Source organism: Blastococcus sp. MG754426, assembly GCF_021699055.1.
GTDB lineage: Bacteria > Actinomycetota > Actinomycetes > Mycobacteriales > Geodermatophilaceae > Blastococcus.
The window spans coordinates 1-25,465 of record NZ_SSXC01000065.1; the positions used below are offsets into that span (position 1 = coordinate 1).

Sequence of the window (25,465 nt, forward strand, 5' to 3'; positions counted from 1 at the left end):
CGCCGATGGTACTGCCCTGGAGACGGGGTGGGAGAGTAGGACGCCGCCGGACAACCATTCACGAAGGGCCCCAGCCACCAGGCTGGGGCCCTTCGTCGTCTCCTCACCGCGGCCGTCGCCTCGGACGGCGGCCGTGTAGCAGGCGCGGCCGGGAGAGCGCCGGAGCCGATGCCGCGGTCAGCGCCGGCGGGGCTCCTTGGTGGTGGCCCCGACGTTGTCCGCGAACCAGGCGTTGAGCGAGCGGAGGTCGCGCCATGCGTCCCGCACCCGCTCCAGGGCCTCGGGTGTGTGCAGCCACCCCTCCGGGGCCCAGTGGCGCGCGGCGTGCAACGTCTTGTGCTTGAGCAGGTCGGTGCGCGGGTCCTCGGCCGAGTAGCCGGCGGGCACGCGCACCAGGCGCTCGCCCTCCATCCGCCAGCCGGCGGCCCGCAGGCGGGAGACCTCCTCGGCGAGGCGGGTGCCCTGCAGCGGTTCGGCCACCGCTCGGCGGTACCTCGCCACCTGGTCGGACTCCAGACGCCAGCAACCACCGGCGACGGTGAGCCCGTCCGCGGAGATCTGCACGTACCAGGCGCCCGCGCCGCGCCCCTCCGGGTTCACCACCGCGCCCTGGTGGTTCTTGTACGGGGTCTTGTCGTGGCTGAAGCGGACGTCGCGGTACGGCCGGAACACCTTGGCGGTCCCGAACTCCTGCGCCAGCGCCTCCACCAGCGCCGTCATGGGGGCGCGGACGTGGGCCTCGTACGCGGTGCGGTGCGCCGTCCAGTACGCCTTGCTGTTGTCCGCCTCCAGGCCCTCGTAGAAGACGAGCCCCTCGTCGGGGAAGCCGTCGAAGGTCATCGGTCCACGCCCTCCGGGTCCAGCGCGACGTGCCACCGCAGCTCCCGCAGCGGCGCCGCCCCCGTGTCCAAGGTGCGGGCCCAGCCGTCGGGGGCCCAGCCGGCCGACTCGTAGAAGCTCGCGGAGGCCTGGTCCGATTCCGCGAGCCAGACCTCGAGCCGGTCCGTGCCCTCGGCGGAGGCGAGGTCGGTGACCGCGGCGAGCAGCCGGCTGCCGTGGCCCCGGCGGCCCCACCGCGGCTCCACCAGCAGCGTGCTGATCTCGCCGGTGCCGGTGCCGGTGCCGGTGCCGGTGCCGGTCGCGACGGCCGCGACGGCCGCGAAGCCCACCACCGCGCCCTGCTCCACGGCGACCAGGACCCGGTGGTGCGCCGACGGTGGCGTGGTGACGGCCGAGCGCCAGGTCTCGGTGACCGCGGCCTCGTCCCACCCGTCGAGGACCTCCGGGGGCAGCAGGGAGCGGTACGCGGTCCGCCAGGTGATGCCCTGCACCCGCGCGATCGCGGCGGCGTCCTCGGGCCGCGCCGGTCGCACCGACACGTCCGCGGAGCCCGTGAGCCGGGGGAAGGGGATCGAGGTCACCCGGGCAGCGTAGGGGTGCCGGCCGGGGCGGCGGGTGTCGTACCGGCCGGGCAGGATCTCCGGTCGTGACGCCCGTCGAACGGTTGCCCGCCGCGCTGGCCCGGCGCATCGCCCTCGCCGCGCAGGGCTTCGCCGAGCCACGGCCGGCGACCCCCGTGGGGACGCGGCAGCTGCGCCGGCTCACCGAGCGGCTCGCCGTCGTCCAGATCGACTCGGTCAACGTGCTGTCCCGGTCGCACTACCTCCCGGCCTTCAGCCGGCTGGGGCCCTACCCCCGCGAGGTGCTGGACGCACTGGCCAACCGGCGGCACGACCTGTTCGAGTACTGGGCGCACGAGGCGTCGTTCCTCCCGGTGCGACTGCACCCCTTCCTGCGCTGGCGCATGGCGGCGGTGCAGCAGGAGGCCTGGGGCAGCATGACGAGGGTGCACCGGGAGCGGCCGGAGTACGTCGCGTCGCTGCTCGACCGGGTGCGCCGCGACGGGCCCCTCCGGGCCGGCGAGCTCCAGGAGCAGCGGCCGAACCGGCCGGGCAGCATGTGGAACTGGCACGCGGGCAAGGCGGCGCTGGAGTACCTGTTCTTCATCGGCGAGCTGACGGCGTCCTGCCGGACGGCGGGGTTCGAGCGCGTCTACGACCTGCCCGAGCGGGTGCTGCCCGCGGACGTGCTGGAGGCGCCCACGCCCCCCCGTCCGGACGCGGTGCGGGAGCTCGTCCGCACCGCGGCCCGGGCACTGGGCGTGGCCACCGAGGCGGACCTGCGCGACTACTTCCGGCTGACCCCGGCCGACGCCCGGACGGCGATCGCCGAGCTGTCCGACGCCGGTGAGCTGCTGCCGGTCGAGGTGGTCGGCTGGGGTCGTCCGGCGTGGCTGGACCCGGGGGCGCGCCGCCCCCGCTGGATCCGGGCCCGCGCGCTGCTGAGCCCGTTCGACTCCCTGGTGTGGGAGCGGCCGCGGGTCGAGCGGATCTTCGGCTTCCGCTACCGGCTGGAGATCTACACGCCGGCGCACCAGCGGGTGCACGGGTACTACGTGCTGCCCTTCCTGCTCGGCGACCGGCTGGTGGGGCGCGTGGACCTCAAGGCCGACCGGAAGGCCGGCGTCCTCCGCGTGCAGGCCGCGCACGCCGAGGACGGGGTGGACCGCTCGGCGGTCGCGGCAGAGCTGGCCGCCGAGCTGCGGCTGATGGCCGGGTGGATGGGGCTGGACCACGTCGCCGTCGGGGACCGGGGGGACCTCTGGCCCGAGCTCAGCCGCGCGCTGGCCGCCGCGGCGTGAGCCCGGCGAGCCGGCGCACCACGGTGAGACCGCCCGGCTCCCCGGGCCAGTGCCGCACCAGCGCCTCGTCGCCTGCCCGCCGCACCACCGACCGCAGCACCCACGCGACGACCACGACGTCGTCGGCGTGGCCGAGGACCGGCACGACGTCGGGCACCAGGTCGACGGGGGAGAGCAGGTAGGCGAGCAGCAGCCAGAGCCGCACCCGCAGCCCGGCCGGCAGGGACCGGTCGGCGGCCAGCCGGCGCACCAGCCGCACGACGTCGGGCAGCAGCCGCAGCCCGTCCCGCACGGTCAGCCCGTCGGGCCGGCTCCGCCACAGAGCCGCCATGAGCAGCAGCCAGACGAGCAGCAGGCCGCCGGCGAGGGCGAGCAGCGGGCGCCACCACTCCACGCGCCCCAGTCTGCCCGGTCGCCGGCCGTAGGCTCGACGGGTGCCAGAGATCGCGCCGCTCCGGGTCCAGGTCGTCGCGCAGACCCAGTTCACCGCCCCCGCGGACGTCCCGTGGGAGACCGACGCCGACGGCGGGCAGGCGCTCGCCGAGTTCGCCGGCCGGGCCTGCTACGAGTCCTGGGACAAGCCGAACCCCGCGACCGCGACGAACGCCGGCTACCTGCGGCACATCCTGGAGGTCGGGCACCTCGCCGTCCTCGAGCACGGGACCGTGAGCATGTACCTCACCGGCGTCTCCCGGTCGCTCACCCACGAGCTGGTGCGCCACCGTCAGTTCTCCTACAGCCAGCTCTCCCAGCGCCACGTGCCCGAGGACGCCGCCGTCGTGGAGCCGGCGGTCATCGCCGCGGACCCGGAGCTGCACGCGCGGTTCGTCGCGGCGACCGGCGCGGCCGCGACCGCCTACGCCGAGCTGCTCGAGGGTCTGGAGCAGCGGCTGGCCGACGTCCCCAACGCCACCCTCCGGCGCCGGCAGGCCCGCCAGGCGGCCCGGTCGGTGCTGCCCAACGCCACCGAGTCGCGGATCGTCGTCACGGGGAACTACCGGGCGTGGCGGCACTTCGTCGCCATGCGGGCCAGCGAGCACGCCGACGTCGAGCTCCGCGAGCTGGCGATCGCCTGCCTGAGGGAGCTGCAGCGGGTGGCCGGGAACGTCTTCGGCGACTTCCGGATCAGCCGGCTGGCCGACGGCACCGAGGTCGCCGCCAGCCCCTTCGTCACCGAGGGCTGACCACCTCGGCGGCACCTCTGGGCACGCCCGTCGCCGGGGTCCCGGCACGTCGGGAGGCGGCCGTACCCTCGGGGCCGTGGCAGCCCCGATCGACACCCAGTACGAGGACCTCCTGCGCCGCATCCTGGCGCAGGGCGCGCCGAAGGACGACCGGACCGGGACGGGCACCCTCAGCCTGTTCGGCGAGCGCCTGCGCTACGACCTGTCCGAGACCTTCCCGCTCGTGACGACGAAGAAGGTGCACTTCAAGTCGATCGCCGTCGAGCTGCTGTGGTTCCTGCGGGGGGAGGGCAACGTCGGCTGGCTGCGGGAGAACGGCGTCACCATCTGGGACGAGTGGGCGTCCGCCGACGGCGAGCTCGGCCCCGTCTACGGCGTCCAGTGGCGGTCGTGGCCCACGCCCGACGGCGGGCACGTCGACCAGATCGCCCAGCTGCTGGAGACCCTGCGCACCGACCCGGACTCGCGCCGCATGATCGTCTCGGCCTGGAACGTGGCTGCGCTGCCCGAGATGGCGCTCGCCCCCTGCCACGCCTTCTTCCAGTTCTACGTGGCCGGCGGGAAGCTCTCCTGCCAGCTCTACCAGCGCAGCGCCGACATGTTCCTCGGCGTGCCGTTCAACATCGCCAGCTACGCGCTGCTCACCCGCATGATCGCCGCCCAGGTGGGGCTCGAGCCGGGCGAGTTCATCTGGGTCGGCGGCGACTGCCACATCTACAGCAACCACGTCGAGCAGGTGACCGAGCAGCTCTCCCGCGAGGTGCGGCCCTTCCCCACGGTGGAGCTGGCGCCGGCGCCGTCGCTGTTCGACTACACCTACGAGCACTTCGCGGTGCACGGCTACGAGCCCCACCCGGCGATCCGGGCAGCCGTGGCGGTGTGACCGGCCCGGCGAGCGAGCGAGCCGGCCGGGGCGGCCTGGCGATGATCTGGGCGCAGGCCCGGGGCGGCGTCATCGGGGCCGACGGCGGCCTGCCCTGGCACCTGCCCGAGGACCTCGCGCTGTTCCGCCGGCTGACCACCGGGTCGACGGTGGTGATGGGCCGGCGCACCTGGGAGTCGCTGCCGCCGCGGTTCCGCCCGCTGCCGGGCCGGGTCAACGTCGTGCTCACCTCCGACCCGGGCTGGTCGGCCGAGGGCGCCCTCGTCGCGCGTTCGGTGGACCAGGTCCTCGCCGAGCACCCGGCGGCCTGGGTGATCGGCGGGGGCACCGTCTACGCGGCGCTCCTCCCGCACGCCGACCGGGTGGTGGTCACCGACGTGGACACCGACGTCGGAGGGGACACGTTCGCGCCGTCCCTGGACGGCGGCTGGGTGCGTGCCGCGCGGACACCGGCCGAGGGCTGGTCGGTCTCGGCGTCGGGCGGGCTGCGGTTCGCGGTGTCGGAGTACGTGCGGGATCCCGTCGGCTCCGCTGGGTAGATTCACCCCATGACCTCCGACCCCGCCCGGCCGTTCGGGCGCCTCCTCACGGCGATGGTCACCCCGCTGGCCGAGGACGGGTCGATCGACCTCGCCGGGGCCCAGGAGCTCGCGGCGCACCTGGTCGACCGGGGCGGCAGCGACGGGCTGGTCGTCCTCGGGACGACGGGGGAGTCGCCGACGACCAGCGACGCCGAGCAGCGCGCCGTCCTCGAGGTGGTGCTGGACGCCGTCGGTGACCGCGCCACGGTCGTCGCCGGCGTGGGCACCTACGACACCGCGCACTCGATCGAGAAGGCGCGGACGGCGGCGGAACTCGGCGTGCACGGGCTGCTGGTCGTCACGCCGTACTACAACCGCCCGCCCCAGGCCGGCCTGCTGCGCCACTTCACCTCGGTCGCCGACAGCACCGACCTGCCGGTGATGCTCTACGACATCCCGATCCGCACCGCGACGCCCATCGAGGTCGACACGCTCGTGCGCGCCGCCGAGCACCCGCGGATCGTCGCGGTGAAGGACGCCAAGGGCGACCTGGGCGCCATGGCCTGGACCCTCGCCCGCACCGACCTGGCCTACTACAGCGGCGAGGACATGCTGAACCTGCCGATCCTGGCGATGGGCGGCGTCGGCATGGTCAGCGTCGTCAGCCACCTCGTCGGCCCCCGCCTGGTCGAGCTGGTGGCCGCGGTCGAGGCGGGTGACCTGGTGAAGGCCAGGGAGATCAACGACAGCCTGCTCCCGGTGTACACCGGGATCTTCCGCACCCAGGGCGTCATCACGGTGAAGGCCGCGCTCAACGCGCTCGGCCTGCCGGCCGGGCCGGTCCGGCCACCGCTGGTCGACGCCACCCCCGAACAGCTCGCGCAGCTGCGCGACGACCTCGCCGCTGGAGGCGTCACCCTATGAGCGGCCAGGTCACCCAACCGCACCTCGACCTCAAGGCACCCCCGCCGCTGCCCGAGGGCGGCCTGCGGGTCATGGCCCTGGGCGGGCTCGGCGAGATCGGCCGCAACATGGCCGTGCTGGAGTTCGACGGCAAGCTGCTGGTCATCGACTGCGGCGTCCTCTTCCCCGAGGCCGAGCAGCCCGGCGTCGACCTGATCCTCCCCGACTTCGGGGTCATCGAGCACCGGCTCGACGACGTGGTCGCCGTCGTCCTCACCCACGGGCACGAGGACCACATCGGCGCGATCCCCTACCTGCTCCGGCTGCGGGAGGACATCCCGCTGGTCGGCTCGCGGTTCACCCTCGCGCTGGTGGCGGCCAAGCTGCGCGAGCACCGGCTGGACGCGACGCTGGTCGAGGTGGCCGCCGGCGACGACCACCTGGCCGGGCCGTTCCACTGCGAGTTCATCTCGGTGAACCACTCGATCCCCGACGCCCTCGCGGTGGCGGTGCACACCCCCGCGGGCGTGCTCGTGCACACCGGCGACTTCAAGATGGACCAGCTGCCGCTCGACGGCGTCCTCACCGACCTCGGGGCCTTCGCCCGGCTCGGGGTCGAGGGCATCGACCTGCTGCTCGCCGACTCCACCAACGCCGAGGTGCCCGGCTTCGTCACGCCGGAGCGGTCGATCGGCCCGGTGCTCGACGACGTCTTCGCCCGCGCCTCGCAGCGGCTGATCGTCTCCAGCTTCGCCAGCCACGTGCACCGCATCCAGCAGGTGCTCGACTGCGCCGACAAGCACGGCCGCAAGGTGGCCCTCGTCGGCCGGTCGATGGTGCGCAACATGGGCGTCGCCCGCGACCTCGGGCTGCTCAAGGTCGCCCCCGGGCTCATGGTCTCGCTCGACGACGCCGCGGCGATGCCGCCGCACCAGGTGGTGCTGGTCAGCACCGGGTCGCAGGGCGAGCCGCTGTCGGCGCTCGGTCGGATGGCCCGCGGCGACCACCACCAGGTGACCATCGAGGCCGGCGACACCGTCGTCCTCGCCTCCTCGCTGGTGCCCGGCAACGAGACCGCCGTCTACAAGGTCATCAACGGCCTCGCGCGGCTCGGCGCCACGGTGGTGCACAAGGAGACGGCGCGGGTGCACGTCTCCGGCCACGCCCCGGCCGGCGAGCTGCGCACGCTGCTCAACGTGGCCAAGCCGCGCTACCTGATGCCGGTGCACGGGGAGTGGCGGCACCTGCGGGCCCACGCCAAGCTCGCCGAGGAGACGGGCATGGCGACCGACCGGATCCTCCTCGCCGAGGACGGCGTGGTCGTGGACCTCGTCGACGGCAAGGCCGCCATCGTCGGGTCGGTCCCGGTCGGTGACGTGTACGTCGACGGGCTCAACGTCGGTGACGTGGGTGAGGAGTCGCTGCAGGCCCGGCGCATCCTCGGCGACGAGGGCTTCGTCGCGCTCACCGTGGTGATCGAGCCGTCGACCCGGACCATCGTGCGCCCGGTGCACCTGTCCACCAAGGGCTTCTCCGACGACCCGGCCGCGTTCGACGAGGTGCTCGCCCTGGTCGAGGGCAACCTCAAGCGCGCCCTGGCCGACGACGAGGTCGACGCGCACCGGCTCTCGCAGATCATCCGGCGCACCGTCGGCAAGTGGGTGTCGGACAAGCACCGACGGCGCCCGATGATCATCCCGACGGTCCTCGAGGTCTGAGACCGTGAGCAGCCAGGACGTGCTCCGGGAACCGCTGAGGGCGCAGCTGGAGGCGTTCCTCGACGAGCACCGGGAGTCGCTCCGCGGCTGCCTCGACGGCCTCACCGAGGAGCAGGCGCGCCGCTCGCTGGTGCCCTCGCTCACCACGCTGCTCGGCCTGGTCAAGCACGCGGCCTTCGTCGAGCGGGTGTGGTTCGACGAGGCGATCTCCTGCCGCTCCCGCGCGGAGATCGGCATCCCGGAGACCGTGGACGAGTCCTTCACCCTCAGCGACGAGGACACCATCGCCTCGGTGACCCAGGCGCACCGGGAGGCCTGCGAGGCGTCCCGGCGGGCGACCGCGCACCTGGACCTCGACGACGTCGTGCACGGCAACCGTCGCGGGCCGCTGCCGCTGCGCTGGGTCTACCTCCACGTGCTCCGGGAGCTCGCCGAGCACGGCGGGCACGCCGACATCCTCCGCGAGCAGGTCACCGCCGGCCGGCTCAGCTGATCGGGACCGGCGTGATGCCCTCGTCGGCCGGCAGGTCGAAGCCCCACACCTGCGCGTAGAAGGACAGCTCGCCGTCCAGGGCGGCCCGGATGTTCCCCGCCCTGCGGAAGCCGTGCTGCTCGCCGGGGAACAGCAGGTAGGCGTGCGGCACGCCCTTGGCGCGCAGCGCGGCGACGATCGCCTCGGCCTGCGACGGCGGGACGACGGCGTCCTCCTCGCCCTGGAAGACCGCCAGCGGGGTGTTGAGGGCGTCGACGTGGTTGATCGGGGAGCGCTCGTCGTACACGGCCCGCCCCGACGGCCACGGCGCGACCAGCCCGTCGAGGTACCGGGACTCGAACTTGTGCGTCTCGGCGGCCAGCGCGCCCAGGTCGGCGACGCCGTAGTGGCTGGCCCCGGCCGTGAAGACGCCCGGGCGCATCGACAGCGCGGCCAGCGTCGTGTACCCGCCGGCCGAGCCGCCGCGGATCGCCATGCGCGCCGGGTCCACCCGGCCGGCGTCGGCGAGGAACCGCGCACAGGCCACGACGTCGTCGAGGTCGACCACGCCCCACCGGCCCTGCAGCGCCTCGCGGTAGCGGCGGCCGTAGCCGACCGACCCGCGGTAGTCGACGTCCGCGACGCAGAACCCGCGGGAGGTCCAGTACTGGATCTCCAGGTTCAGCACCGGGACGGCGGCGGCGGTGGGGCCACCGTGGACCACCACGACCAGCGGCGGGAGGCTGCCCGCCGGGGCCGACGCCTGCGGGTTCGTGGGCGGGTAGACCAGCGCGTGGGCCTCGCCGATGCCGGTGCCGCGGTCCTCGGTCGGGAACGTGACGTGCTCGGGCCGGGAGAACCAGGCAGGGTGCAGCCCCAGCTCCCGCGCCGGCCGCAGCACCTCGGTGGCGCCGCTGCCGGCGTCCACACGCAGCACCACCGGCTCGCTCGCCGGGCCGCCGGCGACGCAGACGACGCCCGTGCCCTGCGCCGTGACGTACCGGAAGGTGCCGTAGGGCAGGTCCAGCTCGCGCGGCTCCCCGCCCGGGGTCAGCACGGCGAGGCGGTCGCGGCCCTCCCGGCCGTAGGCGACCACCACGCGCCCGTCCGCCAGGAGCGCGTAGCGGGACTGGCCGAACAGCCACTGCGGGCCGCCGATGTCGCTGCCGACGTCGACGACGAGCTCGGGCTGCTCGTGCGGCGGTCTCCGGTACAGCGACCAGAAGTTCGTGCGGTCGTCCAGCCACCACAGCGCGAGGTCCGCGCCCCAGGCCGGCTGGACGACGGACTCGCCGGGACCGCCGGCGAGCACGTGCTCGGTCCCGTCGGCCGCCCGGACGACGAGCTGGGCGCTGTCCCACGGCATGTCGGGGTGGTCCCACTGCAGCCAGGTGAGCGTGACGCCGTCCGGGGCGAGCCGCGGGCCGGCGACGAAGTCGGGGCCGGAGACCAGCACCTCGGTGGTGCCGTCGAGGCCCACGCGCACGATCTCGTCGACCACGTCGGCCGCGGCGCCCGACGCGGCGTGCGTCTCCCGCACGGCGAGCACGCCGTCCGGGACGACGGCCAGGTCGGCGTACCGGACCCCCGCGGGGATCGCCGGCTCCGGGGTGATCGCGGCGGGGGCGCTCTCGCCGGGGGCCAGCCGGTACAGCCGCTGGTCGGAGAAGTCCGTGAACCAGAGGACGCCCTCGGAGACGGTCCAGGACCCACCGCCGTACTCGTGCACCCGGGTGCGGGCGTTCCACGGGGCCGGCAGGGCGTCGGTGACCACGCCGTCCGGGGTCCGCCGCACGAGCGCGGTCCGGCCGCCCTCGGCCGGGCGGGACTCGGCCCACCAGACGTCCGGGCCGTCCACCACCACCTCGCCCAGGCGGGCCGCGGACCGGACGACGAGCCCGGAGGTGACGGGCGTGGGCCAGCTGCCGTGGGGGAGCGGGGTGCTCATGCGTGTGACGTTATGGGACGGCGGTGAGCGGGACACGACATCCGGCCTGCCTGCCGGGGGGCCGTCCCGGGATTACGGTCTGACGCATGCCTGCCCGCACCACGCCGAACCGCCGGCCGGCCGCCACCCGCAGCCGGTCGGGCTCGACGGCGGCGAGCAAGAAGCCCCCCGCCGCCAAGCGGGCGCCCAACCGGCGGCAGCCGGCCCGCTCGAAGTCGTCGTCGTCCGGCGGCTCGATCTGGCGCATCGCCAGCGGGGGCTGGAACCTGCTCGCGCGCGGCGCCGGCGGGCTGGCCCGGTCCGTCGCCCGGCCCGAGGAGGCCGAGCCGCTGGCCCCCGAGCACCGCCGCGACGGGGTCGGCCTGGCCGTGCTCGGGCTGGCGATCGTGCTGGGCGCCGCCGCCTGGAGCAACGGCATCGGGCCGGTCGGCGCCGCGCTGACCGACGGGGTGCGCTGGATCATCGGCTCGCTGGTGATGGTGCTGCCCGTCGTCCTGCTGTTCGCCGCGCTGCGGCTCCTGCGGCGCGGCCCCCGCCCGGAGGCGCGCGGCCGGCTGGCGATCGGCTGGCTGTGCACCGTCGCCTCGGTCCTCGGCATCGCCCACGTCGTCGGCACGCCGGCGGTCCCGCAGGGCGGTGAGCCGGGCTCCGGCGGGCTGGTCGGCTGGGCCGTCGGCACGCCCTTGACCGCCGGCGTGGGGGCGGCGGTCACCGTCGTCCTGCTCGGGCTGCTGGCCTTCTTCGGGCTCCTGGTGATCACCGCCACGCCGGTGCACCAGATCCCGGAGCGACTGCGCGAGGCCACCGACCGCCTCCTCGGCCGGGACGACTCCTACGAGTACGACGAGGACGACGAGGACGAGGAGGAGGAGCCCGCGCCGAAGAGCCGCCGGCGCCGCTCCTCGCTGTCGGAGGACCTGCTCACCACCGGCCCGATCGACCACGGGGCCTACGCGGAGGCGCCGGAGGCCACCCGCACGACCGAGCCCGAGCACACGGTGCTGGCCGCCCCGACGCCGCCCGTGCCGAGCGTCCGCCGCCCCGTCGAGGACCGCACCTCCCCGCCGGAGGACCTGCCGCCCATCACCGAGCCCGAGCAGCTCTCCATCCAGCCGGTCGAGGGCGACTACGTGCTCCCGGCGCTGTCCACGCTGCGGCCTGGCGACCCGCCGCGGGCGCGGTCGAAGGCGAACGACGTCGCCATCGAGGCGATCAGCGGCGTGCTCGAGCAGTTCAACATCGACGCCGCCGTCACCGGCTTCACCCGGGGCCCGACGGTCACCCGCTACGAGGTCGAGCTCGGCCAGGGCGTGAAGGTCGAGAAGATCACCGCGCTGACCAAGAACATGGCGTACGCGGTGGCCAACGACAACATCCGCATCCTGGCGCCGATCCCGGGCAAGTCCGCCGTCGGCATCGAGGTGCCCAACACCGACCGCGAGAAGGTCAGCCTCGGCGACGTGCTGCGCTCGCAGGCCGCCAAGCAGGACCCGCACCCGATGCTGGTCGGACTCGGCAAGGACATCGAGGGCGGGTTCGTCTGCGCCAACCTGGCGAAGATGCCGCACCTGCTGGTGGCCGGTGCGACCGGCGCCGGCAAGTCCAGCTGTGTCAACTCGATCCTGACCTCGCTGCTGCTGCGAGCCACCCCCGACCAGCTGCGGATGATCCTGGTCGACCCCAAGATGGTCGAGCTCACGCCCTACGACGGCATCCCGCACCTGATCACGCCGATCATCACCGACCCGAAGAAGGCCGCGACCGCGCTGGCCTGGCTGGTCGAGGAGATGGAGCAGCGCTACCAGGACATGCGGTCCACCGGTGTGCGGCACATCGACGACTTCAACCGCAAGGTCGAGAAGGGTGAGATCACCGCCCCGCCCGGCAGCGAGCGGGTGTACCGGCCCTACCCGTACATCCTCGCGATCGTCGACGAGCTCGCCGACCTGATGATGGTGGCCCCGCGCGACGTCGAGGAGCACATCGTCCGCATCACCCAGAAGGCGCGTGCCGCCGGCATCCACCTGATCCTGGCGACGCAGCGCCCGTCGGTCGACGTCGTCACCGGCCTGATCAAGGCGAACGTGCCCTCGCGGCTGGCGTTCTCGACCTCCAGCCTGACCGACAGCCGGGTCATCCTCGACCAGCCGGGCGCCGAGAAGCTGATCGGCATGGGTGACGCGCTCTTCATGCCCATCGGTGCGGGCAAGCCGATGCGCGTCCAGGGCGCCTTCGTCACCGATGCCGAGATCGAGGCGGTCGTCGAGTTCACCAAGCGCCAGGCCGAGCCGGAGTACCGCGAAGAGGTCTTCACCGCGGGGGGCGGCGGCGAGAAGAAGGAGATCGACGAGGACATCGGCGGTGACCTCGACCTCCTGCTGCAGGCAGTGGAGCTGATCGTCACCTCGCAGTTCGGCTCGACGTCGATGCTGCAGCGCAAGCTGCGGGTCGGGTTCGCCAAGGCCGGCCGGCTGATGGACCTGATGGAGAGCCGCGGCATCGTCGGCCCCTCCGAGGGTTCCAAGGCACGCGACGTCCTCGTCAAGCCCGACGAGCTCGAGGCCACGCTGTTCACCCTCCGCGGCGGAGGGGACGTCGGGTGATGGTCCGCCCTGCGTCCGGCCTCCCTGCCGGGCCCCGGCCCGAGCCTGCGACGGCCGGGGGAACCTGACGGTCGGGAAGGGCTCCCGGGCAGGGTCCCGTCGCGAGTTCGCGAGTGACGGGGGGCACGGGGGTCCTTCACCTACGATGGTCCGGTGACAGCCACGCCCAGCCCTGCCCGGACCGTGGCCGTGGTGACCCTCGGGTGCGCCCGCAACGAGGTCGACTCCGAGGAGCTGGCCGGCCGGCTCGCCGCCGAGGGGTACGAGCTCGTCGAGGACGCCGACGGCGCGGACGCGGTGCTCGTCAACACCTGCGGGTTCATCGAGAGCGCCAAGAAGGACTCCGTCGACGCGATCCTCGCCGCCACCGACTCCGGCGCCTCGGTCGTCGCCGTCGGGTGCATGGCCGAGCGCTACGGCACCGAGCTGGCCGACGCGCTGCCCGAGGCCACCGTCCTCGGCTTCGACGACTACGCGCAGATCGGCGGGCGCCTCGACGACGTCCTCGCCGGCCGCCCGCTCGTGCCGCACACCCCGCGGGACCGGCGCACGCTGCTGCCGATCAGCCCGGTCGAGCGCTCGGCGGTCCTCGCCGGGGCCGGAGGCCGTGTCGAGGACGCCGGGCCCGCCATCCCCGGCCACGACTGGCTGCGCCGCCGCAGGCTGGCCGCCGGGCCGTCCGCCGCGATCAAGCTGGCCTCCGGCTGCGACCGGCGCTGCGCGTTCTGCGCGATCCCGGGCTTCCGCGGTGCCTTCGTCTCCCGCCCGCCGGCCGAGGTGCTCTCCGAGGCCGCCTGGCTGGCCGGGCAGGGGGTCACCGAGCTGGTGCTGGTCAGCGAGAACTCCACCTCCTACGGCAAGGACCTCGGCGACCTGCGCTCGCTGGAGAAGCTGCTGCCGCAGCTGGCCGCCGTCGAGGGGATCGCCCGGGTGCGGGTTGCCTACCTGCAGCCGGCCGAGCTGCGGCCGGGCCTGCTGGAGGTCATCGCCGGCGGGGGCGGGCCGGGCGCGGTGATAGCGCCCTACTTCGACCTGTCGTTCCAGCACTCGTCGCCGGCGCTGCTGCGCCGCATGCGGCGGTTCGGCGGCACCGACGACTTCCTGCGCACCATCGCGCGGGCCCGCGAGCTCGCGCCCGGCGCCGGGTTCCGCACCAACGTCATCCTCGGCTTCCCGGGCGAGACGGAGGACGACGTGGCCGAGCTGGAGCGCTTCCTCACCGCGGCCCGCCTGGACGCCGTCGGTGTGTTCGGCTACTCCGACGAGGAGGGCACCGAGGCCGTGCGGCTGCCGGGCAAGATCGACCAGGCCGAGATCGACACCCGGGTCCGCCGGATCACTGACCTGGTCGAGGAGCTGACCGCCCAGCGCGCCGAGGAGCGCATCGGCGAGCACGTCGAGGTGCTGCTCACCGAGGACCTCTCCGCGGAGGAGGGCCCCGGCACCTGGCTCGGGCACGCCGCCCACCAGGACCCGGACGCCGACGGCACGACCACGGTCAGCGGGATCCCGGCCGGCTCGGTCCCGGGGCAGGTCGTGCGGGCCGAGGTCGTCGGCACCGAGGGCATCGACCTGGTCGCCGTCGCCCGCGTGCCGGCCGCCACCGTGGCCGGGCGGTGACCCGGGTGGCGGACGTGGCCCCCGACCCGGCAGCGACGCCGCCCCAGTCGGTGCGCCTGGTCAACCTCCCCAACGCGCTGACCGTGCTGCGGCTGGCCCTGGTGCCCGTCTTCGCCGTCCTGCTGCTCAACGACGACAGCCTGGACGACACCAGCCGCTACTGGGCCACGCTCGTCTTCGGCCTGGCGATCCTCACCGACCGCTACGACGGCCTCATCGCGCGGCGTACCGGCCAGGTCACCGAGTTCGGCAAGCTGGCCGACCCGATCGCCGACAAGGCGCTGACCGGTACGGCGCTGATCGGGCTCTCCGTGCTGGCGCTGCTGCCCTGGTGGGTGACCGCGGTGATCCTCGTGCGCGAGGTGGGGGTCACCCTGCTGCGCTTCTGGGTCATCCGGCACGGCGTCATCGCCGCCAGCCGGGGCGGCAAGGCCAAGACCGTCCTGCAGTCGCTGGCCATCGGCCTGTACATCCTGCCGCTCAGCGGGGCGCTGGCGACCACCCGCTGGTGGGTCATGGCCGCGGCCGTGCTGCTGACCGTGGTCACCGGCCTGGACTACGTCTACCGCGCCGTCACGCTGCGGCAGACCAGCGCCCGCGCCATGCGCGCCGCCGCCGCGCGGCGGTCGGCCGGGGCCGGCCCCGGCGCCCGCAGCGACACCGCGGCCTGATGGCGGCCCCGGCCACCGGCGCGGCGCTCGAGGAGCTCGCCGCCGAGGTGCACCGGGCGCTGCTGGCCCGCGGCGCGACCGTGGCGGCCGCCGAGTCGCTCACCGCCGGCCTGCTCTGCGCCACCCTCGCCGCGGTGCCCGGCGCCAGCGCGACGCTGCGCGGGGGCGCCGTCGTCTACGCCACCGACCTGAAGACCACGCTCGCCGGAGTGCCCGCCGACCTGCTCGCCACCCACGGGCCGGTCAGCCCGCAGACGGCGGCGGCGCTGGCCGAGGGCATCCGCACCCGGTGCACGGCCACCTTCGGCATCGGGCTCACCGGCGTCGCCGGGCCCGACCCGGTCGACGGGCACGGCCCCGGCACCGTCTACCTCGGCCTCAGCGGCGGGGAGCGGACCGACGTCGTCCGGCTGGACCTGCCGGGCGACCGCGCCGCGGTGCGCGCCGGCGCGGTGGCCAGCGCGTTCGCCGCGCTCCGGGACCGGCTCGCCGGGAACGCCGACCGGGTGGACGGCGTTACGCCATGAGCGGACTCGGCCCCGTCGGTGGGCCGTCGGCGCATGCGCCGCGTACCGTGAGCGCACGGTGCCCGACGGCACCGCCGCTTCCCCGCTCGCAGGACAGGAGACGGCCATGACGCTGCTGCGCACCCAGCTCGGGAACACGCTGCGCGGCCACCGGCTGCGTCAGCACCGCACGTTGCGCGACGTCTCCGGTGCCGCCCGGGTCAGCCTCGGCTACCTCTCCGAGGTGGAGCGGGGGCAGAAGGAGGCCTCCTCCGAGCTGCTCGCCTCCATCTGCGACGCCCTCGAGGTGGAGCTGGCCGACCTGCTCGCCGAGGTGAGCCTCGAGCTGCGCGGTGCCACGGCGGACGTCCGCCCGCTGGCGAGCCCGGCCGAGGCGGCGCCCGCCGACGGGACTTCACCCGCGCCGCAGCCCTCCGACGCCGCCGAGCCCGCCCTGGCGCTGGTCGGCGCCGGGCAGGGTCGCACCGCTCCGCGGCGCGACGCGGTGTCGCTCGCCGCCTGACCCGCCCGCACCGGGCGGAGTGAACCGCACCCGGGCCGAGCTCCTCGCGGGGGCCGCCGAGGCCTTCGCCGCCCAGGGGCTGCGGCGCGCCACCATGCAGTCGGTCGCGGCCGCGACCGGGGTCGCCAAGGCCACGCTCTACAACTACTTCCGCACCAAGGACGAGGTGGCGCGGGCGCTGCTGGCCGCGGAGCTGCAGCGGCTCGCCGACCTGGCCGGGGGCCTGCCCCCGGCTGCCGGGCTGGCCGTGCTCGCCGACGAGCTCGCCACCCACCCCGTGCTGCGCCGGCTCGCCGCCACCGAGCCGGACCGGCTGGTCGAGCTGCTGGCACCGGGCGAGCCGGCATGGGCGGCGCTCACCGGACGGCTGGCCGCCGTGCTCGGCACCGACGACGACGGGGCGCAGCTGGCCGGCCGGTGGCTGGTCGGCGTGGTGCTGCAGCCGGGGCTCACCACGCAGCGGCGCCGGCAGGCGGCGCTGCTGGGTCAGCTGCTGGGTCCCACCGGCTGAGCGAGGGGCAGCCGGCGGGTGAACACCACCCGGTCGGCGCCGGGACCGGCGTGCCCGGGGGAGGGGGCCGGGGAGGCCCCGAACCGGGCGGCCAGCGCGGTGGGCCCGGCGTCCCCGGGCAGGGCGACGCCCTGCGCGACGCGCGCGCCCACCTCCGAGGCCAGGCCGGCGAAGCGCTCCAGCAACCGGGTGGCGACGCCGCGCCCGCGCCAGGACGGGTGGACGGCGACGGCCTGGACGACGGCGAGGCGGTCGGCGCTCACGACGCCGAGCAGGTAGCCCGCGTCGTCGTCGTCCGGCGTGAGGGCGACCGCGCCGAAGCCGCCCAGCTGGTGGAAGAACACCGGGTCGTGCAGCGCCGCGACGGCGTCGCCGTCGAGCGGGGAGCCCGCCCAGAACTCGGCGCGACGGGTGAGCAGCCGGCCGCGCAGGGCACCGGCCGCGAGCTCCTCGAAGCCCACCAGCCGCAGGTCGCCGGCGATCACCCGTCGCCCCGCGCCGCCGCCAGCTCCGCGCGCGTGGGGGGATCGGCGCCGACCCGGGTGCAGTTGACCGCGGCCACGAGTGCGGCGTCGTCGACCAGCGCGAGCAACCGGTCGTCCGTGACGGCGTCCAGGTCGGCGCGCGTGGTGAGCCCGGCGGCCAGCAGGCCGGTCAGGAGCCCGGCGGCCAGGGAGTCGCCGGCCCCGACGGTGTCGACCACGGGCACGCGTGGGATCTCCCGGCGCAGCACGGGCCGACCGGGCCGGGCGATGCGCAGCGGCGCCCCGCCGTCGGTGAGCACCACCAGCGCGGGCCCGCGGCCGGCCCAGCGGCTGGCCGCGTCGTCCAGGTCGGTGGCGTCCGGTTCCAGCCAGGCGAGGTCCTCGGCGCTGACCTTCACGACGTCGGCCCGGCGGACGAGCTCGTCCAGGCGGTCGGTGACGGCGGCGCGGTCGTTGCCCAGCGAGGCGCCGACCGGACCGTCGGCGAGCGGGGGGCGGACGTTGGGGTCGACGCTGATCAACGCGTGGCCCGACAGCCGGCGGACCAGCCGCGCGATCGCCCCGCTGCCGGGCTCGGTCCAGCTGGAGATGGAGCCGACGTGCAGCGCGCCGACTGCCTCGGGGAGGACCCCGGCGAGCTCCTCGTCGGTCCACTGCCAGTCGGCGGCACCGAGCACGTGGAAGCCGTAGTCCGGGGAGCCGTCGGCGCCGACGCCGACCACGGCCAGGCTGACCGGTTCGGTGGCGTCGACGAAGCCGGCCGTGTCGACGCCGGCCGCCTCGGCGTGCCGGCGGAGGTTCGCGGCGAGCGGGCCGGTGCCGAGCCGGGCCAGCAGCCGCACCGGGGCCTCGAGGCGCGCGGCGGCGACGGCGACGTTGAGCGCGTTGCCACCCGGGCGGGCGACGTAGTGCGGTGCGGTGCTGCCGGCCGCGGCGCCGGGAACGGGCAGCAGGTCGACGACGAGCTCCCCGAGGACGCAGAGGACAGGCGTGGCAGGCGGCACGCTGGGCACCCTAACCGCGGCGCGGACGGCCCGCGTCGGTTGCCGACGGTGATCACCTGGGACGATGCTGGGTGACGAGCATCGCCGGGCCGGCAACCGCCGGAGCAGGAGGACCCCATGCCCAACCCGTTCGTGAAGCTGTGGAAGTACCTCACCGCTTCGGCCAACGCCCAGATCGACCAGCGGGCCGACCCGAAGATCCAGATCGCGCAGGCGATCGAGGCCGAGCAGCAGCGGCACCAGTCGCTGGCGAACCAGGCCGCCGCGGTGCTGGGCAACCAGCGGCAGCTGGAGATGCGGCTGAACCGGCAGCTGAGCGAGGTCGAGAAGCTGCAGGCCTCCGCCCGCCAGGCGCTGGTGCTGGCCGACCAGACGCGGGCCAAGGGAGATGCGGCGAAGGCGGCCGAGTACGAGCAGGCCGCGCAGGCGTTCGCCACCCAGCTGGTGGCTGCCGAGCAGTCGATGGAGGACCTCAAGCGCAGCCATGACGAGGCGCTGCAGGCCGCCGAGCAGGCGCGCGGCGCGGTCGAGCAGTCCCGCATGCGGCTGCAGACGACGCTGGCCGAGCGCACCAAGCTGATGAGCCAGCTGGAGCAGGCGAAGATGCAGGAGCACGTCGCCGCCTCCATGAAGCAGGTCAACGAGCTCTCCGCGCCGGGCAACACCCCGAGCCTGTCCGAGGTCCGGGACAAGATCGAGGCCCGCTACGCCAACGCGCTCGGCCAGGCCGAGCTGGCGCAGTCGTCGGTCGAGGGGCGCATGCTCGAGGTGCAGAAGGCCACCCTCGACGTGGCCGGTGCCTCGCGGCTGGACCAGATCCGCGCGTCGATGGGCGGCGGCACGCCGGCCGTCGAGGGCAGCAGTGCCGCGGGCGCCATCGAGCAGGGGACGCCGGCGCCGGAGCAGGCCACGCAGCCCCAGGCACAGCCCGCGGAGCGGCCCGACCCGGCCTGACCCGACCGGCCACGTCCGGCCCCGCGGCCCCGTGCGGGCGGCGTCTCAGCCGGGGGTGGCGACCGGCCGGGGCCTCCCCGGTTCGCCGGTGCGCGCCGTCGGCGAGATGGCGGAGTCCGCCGCCTGGCAGTGCGGGCACCAGTAGGTGACCCGCTCCTGCAGGTGCGGCCCCTGGTCGCCCATGAGGATCGGCGTGCCGCAGCGGCGGCAGGGCTTGCCCTTCCGCCCGTAGACCCAGTGGTCGTGGCCGCGGCGCAGGTCACCGGTGGTGCTCTGCTCGGGGTGCTCGAGGTTTGCCCGCATGAGCCGCTGGGCCCGCTCCAGCAGGGGCGCCAGCCGGGCGTCCACGTCGGCCACGCGTGCCCACGGGTGCAGGCCCAGCAGGAACAGCGACTCGACCTTGTAGAGGTTGCCGATGCCGGCCACGTTGCGCTGGTCGAGGATCGCGACGCCGACCTGCTCGTCGGGCCGGGCGCGGATGCGGCGCAGCGCCTCGTCGAGGCTCCAGTCGGGGGACAGGATGTCGGGGCCGAGGTGGCCGACGAGCCGGTCCTCCTCGGCCGTCGGCACGATGTCGACGTCGTGCAGCCGGTAGCCGACGCACTCCCACTCGTCGGTGGCCAGGACGACGCGGACGTCGTAGCCGGGTCCACCCCGCCAGCGGGCGCCCGGCCGGTAGATGTGCCAGCTGCCGTCCATCCGGAAGTGGGTGCGCAGCGTGCGACCGTCGGCGAGCCGGATCAGCAGGTGCTTGCCGCGGGGGACGACCTCGGTGACGGCCGCGCCGGCGAGGTCGAGGGCGGCCAGCTGGGGGAGCCGGAACTCGCCGCGGCGCAGCGTGCTGCCGGCGAGCGCGGTGTTCATCCGCTTCGCCGCCAGCCAGACGGTGTCTCCCTCGGGCACGCCGACCATGATCCCCGGCAGCGCACGGACCCGCCCCCTGGGTGTGAGAGGCCCGACAACCGGGAAGCGGCAGGTCGCGCCGCGTGCTGCTCCCTGCCGTGAGCGTGCCCCTGCGACTGCGCACCCGGCTCGGGAGCGCACCCACCGCCCCCGACCACCAGCCGGTCACCGTCACCGTCGCCCGCGTGGTGCGACCGGACCGGCGGGCGGCGTTCGAGCGGGCGGCCCGCGCAGTGCTGGCCGAGGCAGCGAACTTCTCGGGCAACCTGGGCGCGTCGCTGCTGCACCCGGGCGAGGGCAGCTCCGAGTACCACCTGGTCTACCGCTTCGCCGACGCCGACTCGCTGGCCGCGTGGGAGCGCTCGCCGGAGCGGCAGGCGTTCCTGGCCCGGTTGCCGGGGATGGTCGAGGACGAGCGGGTCGCGCGGGCGGTGGGGCTGGAGAGCTTCTTCGCCGTCCCGCCGCGGCCGGGGCCGGCCTGGCGCAGCTGGCTGCTCACGGTCCTCGTCGTGCTCGCGTTCACCTCGAGCTTCCAGGTGCTCGCCCTGCCGCTGGTCGAGGGCTGGCCGTGGCCGCTGCGGCTGCTGCTGTCCGCGGTCTACGTCGTCACCGCGCTGCGCCTGCTCATGCCGCGGCTGAGCCGCTGGTGCGCCCCCTGGTTGCAGGGCTCCCGCCGCCGCTGACCCTGGTGCGGCGGCTCAGCCGCGCAGGCGCAGGCCGCGCGGGGTCGCGGCGAAGCCGGCCGCCTGGAGCGCGCCGCTGAGCGGCGTCGACTCGTGCACCGAGGCGCCGTCGGCCTTCTGCACGACCATGCGGCCGAGGGCTCCGGCCGAGACCGCCCCGGACAGCGCTGTCGCCGCCTCCTTGAGCACCTGCTCCTCCTCGGTCCACGACAGCAGCGTCTTGCCGCCGCGCTCGACGTACAGCACGAGGTCGCCGTCGACGAGGACGACCAGCGCGCCCGCCTTGCGCCCGGCCCGATGCCCGCTCTTCCGGCCGGCGCCGGCGCCCTCGCCGATGTCGACGGCCGCCTCCTCGCTCCCGGGCCGCTCCGGCCACGGCAGGGCGGCGCCGTAGACGTTGGCCGGGTCGGTGGCGGCCAGCACGACGGCGCCCGCCGGCACCCGGTCGGGCGAGGCGAAGCTGCGCAGCCGGTCCACCGAGCCGGGGGTGCCGAACTGGGCCGCGCCGAGGGTCTCCACGAAGTAGCCGCGGCGGGCCCGGCCGTTCTCCTCGAACGCCCGCAGCACCGGGTAGACCGCGGAGAACCCCCCGGCCACCTGCTCCGCCATGACCGCGCCACGGGTGAGGACGCCGTGCCGCTCCAGCAGCGCCTCGGCGCGCGCGGTGGTGCGCCGGGTGGCGTTGGCCTCGCGGTCGGGCAGCCGCGACCAGCGCCCGGCCACCGTGGGCGGCCCGCTGCGGGTGGGCAGGGCGGCGCGGCTCAGCCGCGGCCGCCCGTACCGGGTACGGGTGACCCGCGGGGCGGAGGCCGCCCGCTTGTGGGTGCCGCCGCCTGCCAGCCGGGTGCGCAGCGGGGCCAGGGTGTCGTTGGTCAGGGCGCCGGCCCACACCAGGTCCCAGACCAGGTCGGCCAGGGCGGCGTCGTCGGTGGCGCCGAGGGCGTCGGAGAGGCCGCGGAAGAACAGCGCCTGGCCACCGGCGAGCAGGTCCAGCACCGGCTGACCCTCCCCGGGCACCTCGAGCTGCTCGGGCAGCAGCAGCGGCGCGAGGTCGGCGGGCACCAGGCTGAGCCAGCCGTCGCCGCCAGGCAGGCCGCCGGCCCCGGCCCACAGCACCTCACCGGCGCTGGTCAGCTCGTCCAGCATGGCGGGCGAGTAGTCGCGCACCCGGGCCGGAAGCACCAGCGACTCCAGGGCGCTGGCCGGCACCAGCGCCCCGGCGAGCTGCTCGACGACCGCCAGCACGCCGTCGGCCCCGCGCAGCCGGCTGCCGACCGCCTGCCAGGACGGGGTGAAACGGGCGAGCGTGCCGGTGGGCACCGGCTCGACCTCCTGGCGCAGCTTGGCGAGGCTGCGCCGGCGGATGGACCGCAGCACGTCGGCGTCGCACCACTCCTGGCCGGTGCCGCCGGGGCGGAACTCGCCGGAGACCAGCCGGCCGGTGCCGGTGAGCCGCTGGACCGTCGCGGTCACCACGGCGACGCCGAGGCCCAGCCGCACGGCCGCCTCGGCCGGCTGGAAGGGTCCGTGGGTGCGGGCGTAGCGGCCGACCAGGTCGCCCAGCGGGTCGGCGACGGGCTCGGTGAAGACCTCGGGCACCCCGACGGGCAGTGCGGTGCCCAGGGCGTCGCGGAGCCGGCCGGCGTCCTCGATGGCGACGTACCGCTCCTCGCCCGCGATGCGGACCACCAGCGCGCGCCGGGCGGCGACGAGTTCGTCGAGCCACTCCTGCGGCACCCCGCGGCGCGCGGCTTCGTCCGCGGTGAGGTCGCCGACCACCCGGAGCAGGTCCCCGGCGCCGTCGACGTCGCGCGGGTGCCGTGACCGGGGGAGCCGCTGCAGCTCCGCCTCGATCTCGGCGATCGCCTCGCCGTCGAGCAGCTCGCGCAGCTCGGAGCGGCCGAGCAGCTCGGCGAGCAGACCGGTGTCGAGCGCGAGCGCCTGCGCCCGGCGCTCGGCCAGCGGGGCGTCGCCCTCGTAGAGGAACTGGCCGACGTAGCCGAACAGCAACGACTGGGCGAAGGGGGAGGCGGTCTCGGTCTGCACGTCCACCACCCGCACCCGCCGGGCCCGCACGTCCGCCATCAGCTCGATCAGCCCGGGCACGTCGTAGACGTCCTGGAGCACCTCGCGGGCGGCTTCGAGGGTGATGGGGAAGGACGAGAACTCGCTGGCGACCGAGAGCAGCTGGGCGGCGCGCTGGCGCTGCTGCCACAGCGGTGTGCGGCGCCTCGGGTCGCGCCGGGGGAGGAGCAGCGCGCGGGCGGCGCACTCGCGGAACCGGCTGGCGAACAGCGCCGAGCTGCCGACCTCGGCGGTGACCTCGCGCTCGACGTCGTCGGGGTCGAGGACGGCCAGCTCGCCCTCCGGCGGCTCGCCGGTGGTGTCGGGCAGCCGCAGCACGATGCCGTCGTCGGAGTGCATGGACGACACGTCGACGCCGTACCGCTCGCGCAGCCGGGCAGCCAGCACGAGCGCCCACGGGGCGTTCACCTGCGCGCCGAACGGGGAGTGGACGACCAGCCGCCAGTCGCCCAGCTCGTCGCGGAAGCGCTCCACCAGCAGCGTGCGGTCGTCGGGGAGGTGGCCGGTGGCCGCCTTCTGCTCGGCGAGGTAGGCGGCCAGGTTGGCCGCGCCCCACTCGTCCAGGCCGGCGGCGCGCGCCCGCTCCAGGCCGGCCTCCGGGGTCGCCGAGCCGACCTCGCGCAGGAACGCGCCGAGCGCCCGCCCGAGCTCCAGCGGCCGGCCGGGGGCGTCACCGTGCCAGAACGGCATCTTGCCGGGCTGGCCGGGCGCGGGGGTGACCAGCACGCGGTCGTGGGTGATCTCCTCGATCCGCCAGGAGGAGGAGCCCAGGAGGAACACGTCGCCGGTCCGCGACTCGTAGACCATCTCCTCGTCCAGCTCACCGACCCGGCGGCCGCCGGTGCCCTCGCCGCCGACGAGGAAGACGCCGAACAGCCCGCGGTCGGGGATGGTGCCGCCGCTGGTGACCGCCAGCCGCTGGGCGCCGGCGCGCGCCGTGAGGGTGTCGGTGACGCGGTCCCAGGTGAGCCGCGGGCGCAGCTCGGCGAACGCGTCGGACGGGTAGCGCCCGGCCAGCATGTCGAGGACGGCGTGCAGCGCCGGCTCCGGCAGCGAGGCGAACGCCGCGGACCGGCGCACCAGCGCCCCGACCTCGTCGACGGTGCGCGGCCGCTCGGAGACGATCGCGACGATCTGCTGGGCGAGCACGTCCAGGGGGTTGCGCAGGTAGCGGATGGACTCGATCGCGCCGGCCTGCATCCGCTCGGCGACCAGCGCACACTGCACGAGGTCGCCGCGGTACTTCGGGAACAGCACCCCGCGGCTGACCGCACCGACCTGGTGGCCGGCCCGGCCGACGCGCTGCAGGCCGCTGGCGACCGTGGGGGGCGCCTCGACCTGGACGACCAGGTCGACCGCGCCCATGTCGATGCCCAGCTCGAGGCTGGAGGTGGCGACGACTGCGGGCAGCCGGCCGGACTTCAGCGCCTCCTCCACGATGGCCCGCTGCTCGCGGGAGACCGAGCCGTGGTGGGCCGCCGCGACGGGTCGGAAAGCCTCCGGCAGCCCGCCGCCGGAGCCGGCCTGCGCCATGAGCGCCGCGGCGTTGGTGCCCGGCGGCACCGGTTCGCCGGTCTGCCGCTCGTAGGCGAGCTCGTTGAGCCGGCTGGTCAGCCGCTCGGCGAGCCGGCGGGAGTTGGCGAAGACGATGGTGCTGCGGTGCGCCTGGACCAGGTCGAGCACCCGTTCCTCGACCGCGGGCCAGATGGAGTTGCGCGGCTGGTGGCCGGCCGCCGAGCCCTCCAGCTCCCCGGTGGGCTGGCCGAGCTCGCTCATGTCCTCGACCGGGACGACGACCGAGAGGTCCCACCGCTTCGTCGAGCCGGGGGAGACGACCTGCACCGGGCGCCCGCCGGCCAGGAAGGTGGCGACCTCCTCGATCGGCCGCACGGTGGCCGACAGCCCGATCCGCTGCGCCGGCCGCTCGAGCAGCTCGTCCAGCCGGTCGAGGGAGACGGCGAGGTGCGCGCCGCGCTTGGAGTCGGTGACGGCGTGCACCTCGTCGACGATCACGGTGTCCACGCCCCGGAGCGCCTCCCGCGCCTGGCTGGTGAGCAGCAGGAACAGCGACTCGGGGGTGGTGATCAGGATGTCCGGCGGGCGGCGGGCGAAGGTGCGCCGCTCGTCGGCCGGGGTGTCGCCCGAGCGGATGCCGACCTTGATCTCCGGCCGGGGCAGGCCCAGCCGTGCGGCGGCCTGGCCGATGCCGGCCAGCGGCGCGCGCAGGTTGCGCTCGACGTCGACGGCCAGCGCCTTCAGCGGCGAGACGTACAGCACCCGGCACCGGGTCCGCTCGTCGGCCGGCGGGGCGGCGGCCAGCCGGTCGAGCGACCACAGGAAGGCCGCGAGCGTCTTGCCCGAGCCGGTCGGTGCCACGACCAGGGCGTGCTCGCCGCTGCTGATCGCCTGCCACGCACCCTCCTGCGCCTCCGTCGGCTGCTCGAAGGCGCCGGTGAACCAGGCGCGCGTCGGCTCGGAGAAGCGGGCCAGGGCGCCGGGCCCCGCGGAGGGGCCGGAAGTCGGGCGGGCGGGCACGCGCTCAGTGTCCCCGCCGTGTACGACACTTCGCTGGTCGGCGGGGACACTG

General features: G+C 75.4%; 23 protein-coding genes. 15 read left to right on the top strand and 8 right to left on the bottom strand.

The genetic code is table 11. The annotated features are described in order from the left end of the window. Positions 1 to 177: 177 nt before the first annotated feature. Both E9549_RS17515 and E9549_RS17520 read right to left on the bottom strand, forming a co-directional pair. Positions 178 to 840: a DUF2461 domain-containing protein gene (locus E9549_RS17515; protein WP_236827874.1), complete on the bottom strand. Its 663-nt coding sequence runs from the start codon at positions 838 to 840 to the stop codon at positions 178 to 180. After that, the gene (locus E9549_RS17520) at positions 837 to 1,421 is read right to left on the bottom strand and encodes a GNAT family N-acetyltransferase (protein WP_236827875.1); all 585 of its coding nucleotides are present in this window, start codon (positions 1,419 to 1,421) and stop codon (positions 837 to 839) included. Before E9549_RS17520 ends, E9549_RS17515 begins: the two co-directional genes overlap by 4 nt. Positions 1,422 to 1,486: 65 nt before the next feature. On the opposite strand from E9549_RS17520, the gene E9549_RS17525 reads away from it, so the two are divergent. Then, positions 1,487 to 2,701: a winged helix-turn-helix domain-containing protein gene (locus E9549_RS17525; RefSeq protein ID WP_236827876.1), complete on the top strand. Its 1,215-nt coding sequence runs from the start codon at positions 1,487 to 1,489 to the stop codon at positions 2,699 to 2,701. Here the strand turns inward: E9549_RS17525 and E9549_RS17530 are convergent. Next, positions 2,673 to 3,095 (bottom strand): DUF1232 domain-containing protein, encoded by a 423-nt coding sequence (locus tag E9549_RS17530; protein WP_236827877.1) that lies wholly within the window; start codon positions 3,093 to 3,095, stop codon positions 2,673 to 2,675. The genes E9549_RS17525 and E9549_RS17530 overlap by 29 nt on opposite strands. A gap of 40 nt (positions 3,096 to 3,135) precedes the next feature. Here E9549_RS17530 and thyX point away from each other — a divergent pair, with 40 nt between their 5' ends. The 6 genes from thyX (at position 3,136) to E9549_RS17560 (ending at position 8,403) form a co-directional block, all read left to right on the top strand. Continuing rightward, positions 3,136 to 3,885: an FAD-dependent thymidylate synthase gene (gene thyX / locus E9549_RS17535; RefSeq protein WP_236827878.1), complete on the top strand. Its 750-nt coding sequence runs from the start codon at positions 3,136 to 3,138 to the stop codon at positions 3,883 to 3,885. Positions 3,886 to 3,961: 76 nt separating this feature from the next. Beyond that, positions 3,962 to 4,768: a thymidylate synthase gene (locus tag E9549_RS17540; RefSeq protein WP_308113127.1), complete on the top strand. Its 807-nt coding sequence runs from the start codon at positions 3,962 to 3,964 to the stop codon at positions 4,766 to 4,768. Next, positions 4,765 to 5,307 (top strand): dihydrofolate reductase, encoded by a 543-nt coding sequence (locus E9549_RS17545; RefSeq protein WP_236827879.1) that lies wholly within the window; start codon positions 4,765 to 4,767, stop codon positions 5,305 to 5,307. Before E9549_RS17540 ends, E9549_RS17545 begins: the two co-directional genes overlap by 4 nt. A 9-nt stretch (positions 5,308 to 5,316) precedes the next feature. Next, a complete protein-coding gene (gene dapA, locus E9549_RS17550) occupies positions 5,317 to 6,213 on the top strand; it encodes a 4-hydroxy-tetrahydrodipicolinate synthase (protein ID WP_236827880.1) in 897 nt (298 codons plus the stop codon). Then, positions 6,210 to 7,910, top strand: a complete 1,701-nt coding sequence (locus E9549_RS17555; RefSeq protein WP_236827881.1) for a ribonuclease J — start codon at positions 6,210 to 6,212, stop codon at positions 7,908 to 7,910. Before dapA ends, E9549_RS17555 begins: the two co-directional genes overlap by 4 nt. A 4-nt stretch (positions 7,911 to 7,914) precedes the next feature. Continuing rightward, positions 7,915 to 8,403 (top strand): DinB family protein, encoded by a 489-nt coding sequence (locus E9549_RS17560; RefSeq protein WP_236827882.1) that lies wholly within the window; start codon positions 7,915 to 7,917, stop codon positions 8,401 to 8,403. Here E9549_RS17560 and E9549_RS17565 read toward each other — a convergent pair. Next, positions 8,396 to 10,330, bottom strand: coding sequence for a S9 family peptidase (locus E9549_RS17565; protein WP_236827883.1), 1,935 nt, complete (start codon positions 10,328 to 10,330; stop codon positions 8,396 to 8,398). The genes E9549_RS17560 and E9549_RS17565 overlap by 8 nt on opposite strands. An 86-nt stretch (positions 10,331 to 10,416) precedes the next feature. On the opposite strand from E9549_RS17565, the gene E9549_RS17570 reads away from it, so the two are divergent. The 6 genes from E9549_RS17570 (at position 10,417) to E9549_RS17595 (ending at position 16,764) form a co-directional block, all read left to right on the top strand. Then, positions 10,417 to 12,933, top strand: coding sequence for a DNA translocase FtsK (locus E9549_RS17570; protein ID WP_236827884.1), 2,517 nt, complete (start codon positions 10,417 to 10,419; stop codon positions 12,931 to 12,933). 153 nt (positions 12,934 to 13,086) lie between these two features. Further along, positions 13,087 to 14,553 carry a MiaB/RimO family radical SAM methylthiotransferase gene (locus tag E9549_RS17575; protein WP_236827885.1) on the top strand — a complete coding sequence of 489 codons (1,467 nt, stop codon included), beginning with the start codon at positions 13,087 to 13,089 and terminating at the stop codon, positions 14,551 to 14,553. Further along, entirely contained in the window at positions 14,550 to 15,224 is a 675-nt protein-coding gene (gene pgsA, locus E9549_RS17580; protein WP_236827886.1) for a CDP-diacylglycerol--glycerol-3-phosphate 3-phosphatidyltransferase, read from the top strand. Before E9549_RS17575 ends, pgsA begins: the two co-directional genes overlap by 4 nt. Further along, complete coding sequence (locus E9549_RS17585) at positions 15,224 to 15,751, top strand: CinA family protein (RefSeq protein WP_236827887.1); 528 nt, start codon at positions 15,224 to 15,226, stop codon at positions 15,749 to 15,751. The genes pgsA and E9549_RS17585 overlap by 1 nt, the downstream gene beginning before the upstream one ends. Before the next feature lie 106 nt (positions 15,752 to 15,857). Continuing rightward, a complete protein-coding gene (locus E9549_RS17590; protein ID WP_236827888.1) occupies positions 15,858 to 16,253 on the top strand; it encodes a helix-turn-helix domain-containing protein in 396 nt (131 codons plus the stop codon). 19 nt (positions 16,254 to 16,272) lie between these two features. Further along, entirely contained in the window at positions 16,273 to 16,764 is a 492-nt protein-coding gene (locus E9549_RS17595) for a TetR/AcrR family transcriptional regulator (protein ID WP_236827889.1), read from the top strand. On the opposite strand, the gene E9549_RS17600 is transcribed toward E9549_RS17595, so the two are convergent. Both E9549_RS17600 and E9549_RS17605 read right to left on the bottom strand, forming a co-directional pair. Further along, on the bottom strand, positions 16,740 to 17,249 hold the full coding sequence (locus tag E9549_RS17600) for a GNAT family N-acetyltransferase (protein WP_236827890.1): 510 nt from the start codon (positions 17,247 to 17,249) through the stop codon (positions 16,740 to 16,742). The genes E9549_RS17595 and E9549_RS17600 overlap by 25 nt on opposite strands. Next, complete coding sequence (locus E9549_RS17605; RefSeq protein ID WP_236827891.1) at positions 17,246 to 18,253, bottom strand: PfkB family carbohydrate kinase; 1,008 nt, start codon at positions 18,251 to 18,253, stop codon at positions 17,246 to 17,248. The genes E9549_RS17600 and E9549_RS17605 overlap by 4 nt, the downstream gene beginning before the upstream one ends. Positions 18,254 to 18,370: 117 nt before the next feature. On the opposite strand from E9549_RS17605, the gene E9549_RS17610 reads away from it, so the two are divergent. After that, complete coding sequence (locus E9549_RS17610) at positions 18,371 to 19,207, top strand: PspA/IM30 family protein (protein WP_236827892.1); 837 nt, start codon at positions 18,371 to 18,373, stop codon at positions 19,205 to 19,207. A 45-nt stretch (positions 19,208 to 19,252) separates the two neighbouring features. On the opposite strand, the gene E9549_RS17615 is transcribed toward E9549_RS17610, so the two are convergent. Further along, entirely contained in the window at positions 19,253 to 20,110 is an 858-nt protein-coding gene (locus E9549_RS17615) for a DNA-formamidopyrimidine glycosylase family protein (protein ID WP_236827893.1), read from the bottom strand. Positions 20,111 to 20,208: 98 nt separating this feature from the next. Between E9549_RS17615 and E9549_RS17620 the strand changes: the two genes are divergently transcribed. Continuing rightward, positions 20,209 to 20,793 (top strand): antibiotic biosynthesis monooxygenase, encoded by a 585-nt coding sequence (locus E9549_RS17620; protein WP_236827894.1) that lies wholly within the window; start codon positions 20,209 to 20,211, stop codon positions 20,791 to 20,793. A gap of 15 nt (positions 20,794 to 20,808) precedes the next feature. On the opposite strand, the gene E9549_RS17625 is transcribed toward E9549_RS17620, so the two are convergent. Further along, positions 20,809 to 25,413: an ATP-dependent helicase gene (locus E9549_RS17625; protein WP_236827895.1), complete on the bottom strand. Its 4,605-nt coding sequence runs from the start codon at positions 25,411 to 25,413 to the stop codon at positions 20,809 to 20,811. Positions 25,414 to 25,465 lie beyond the last annotated feature (52 nt).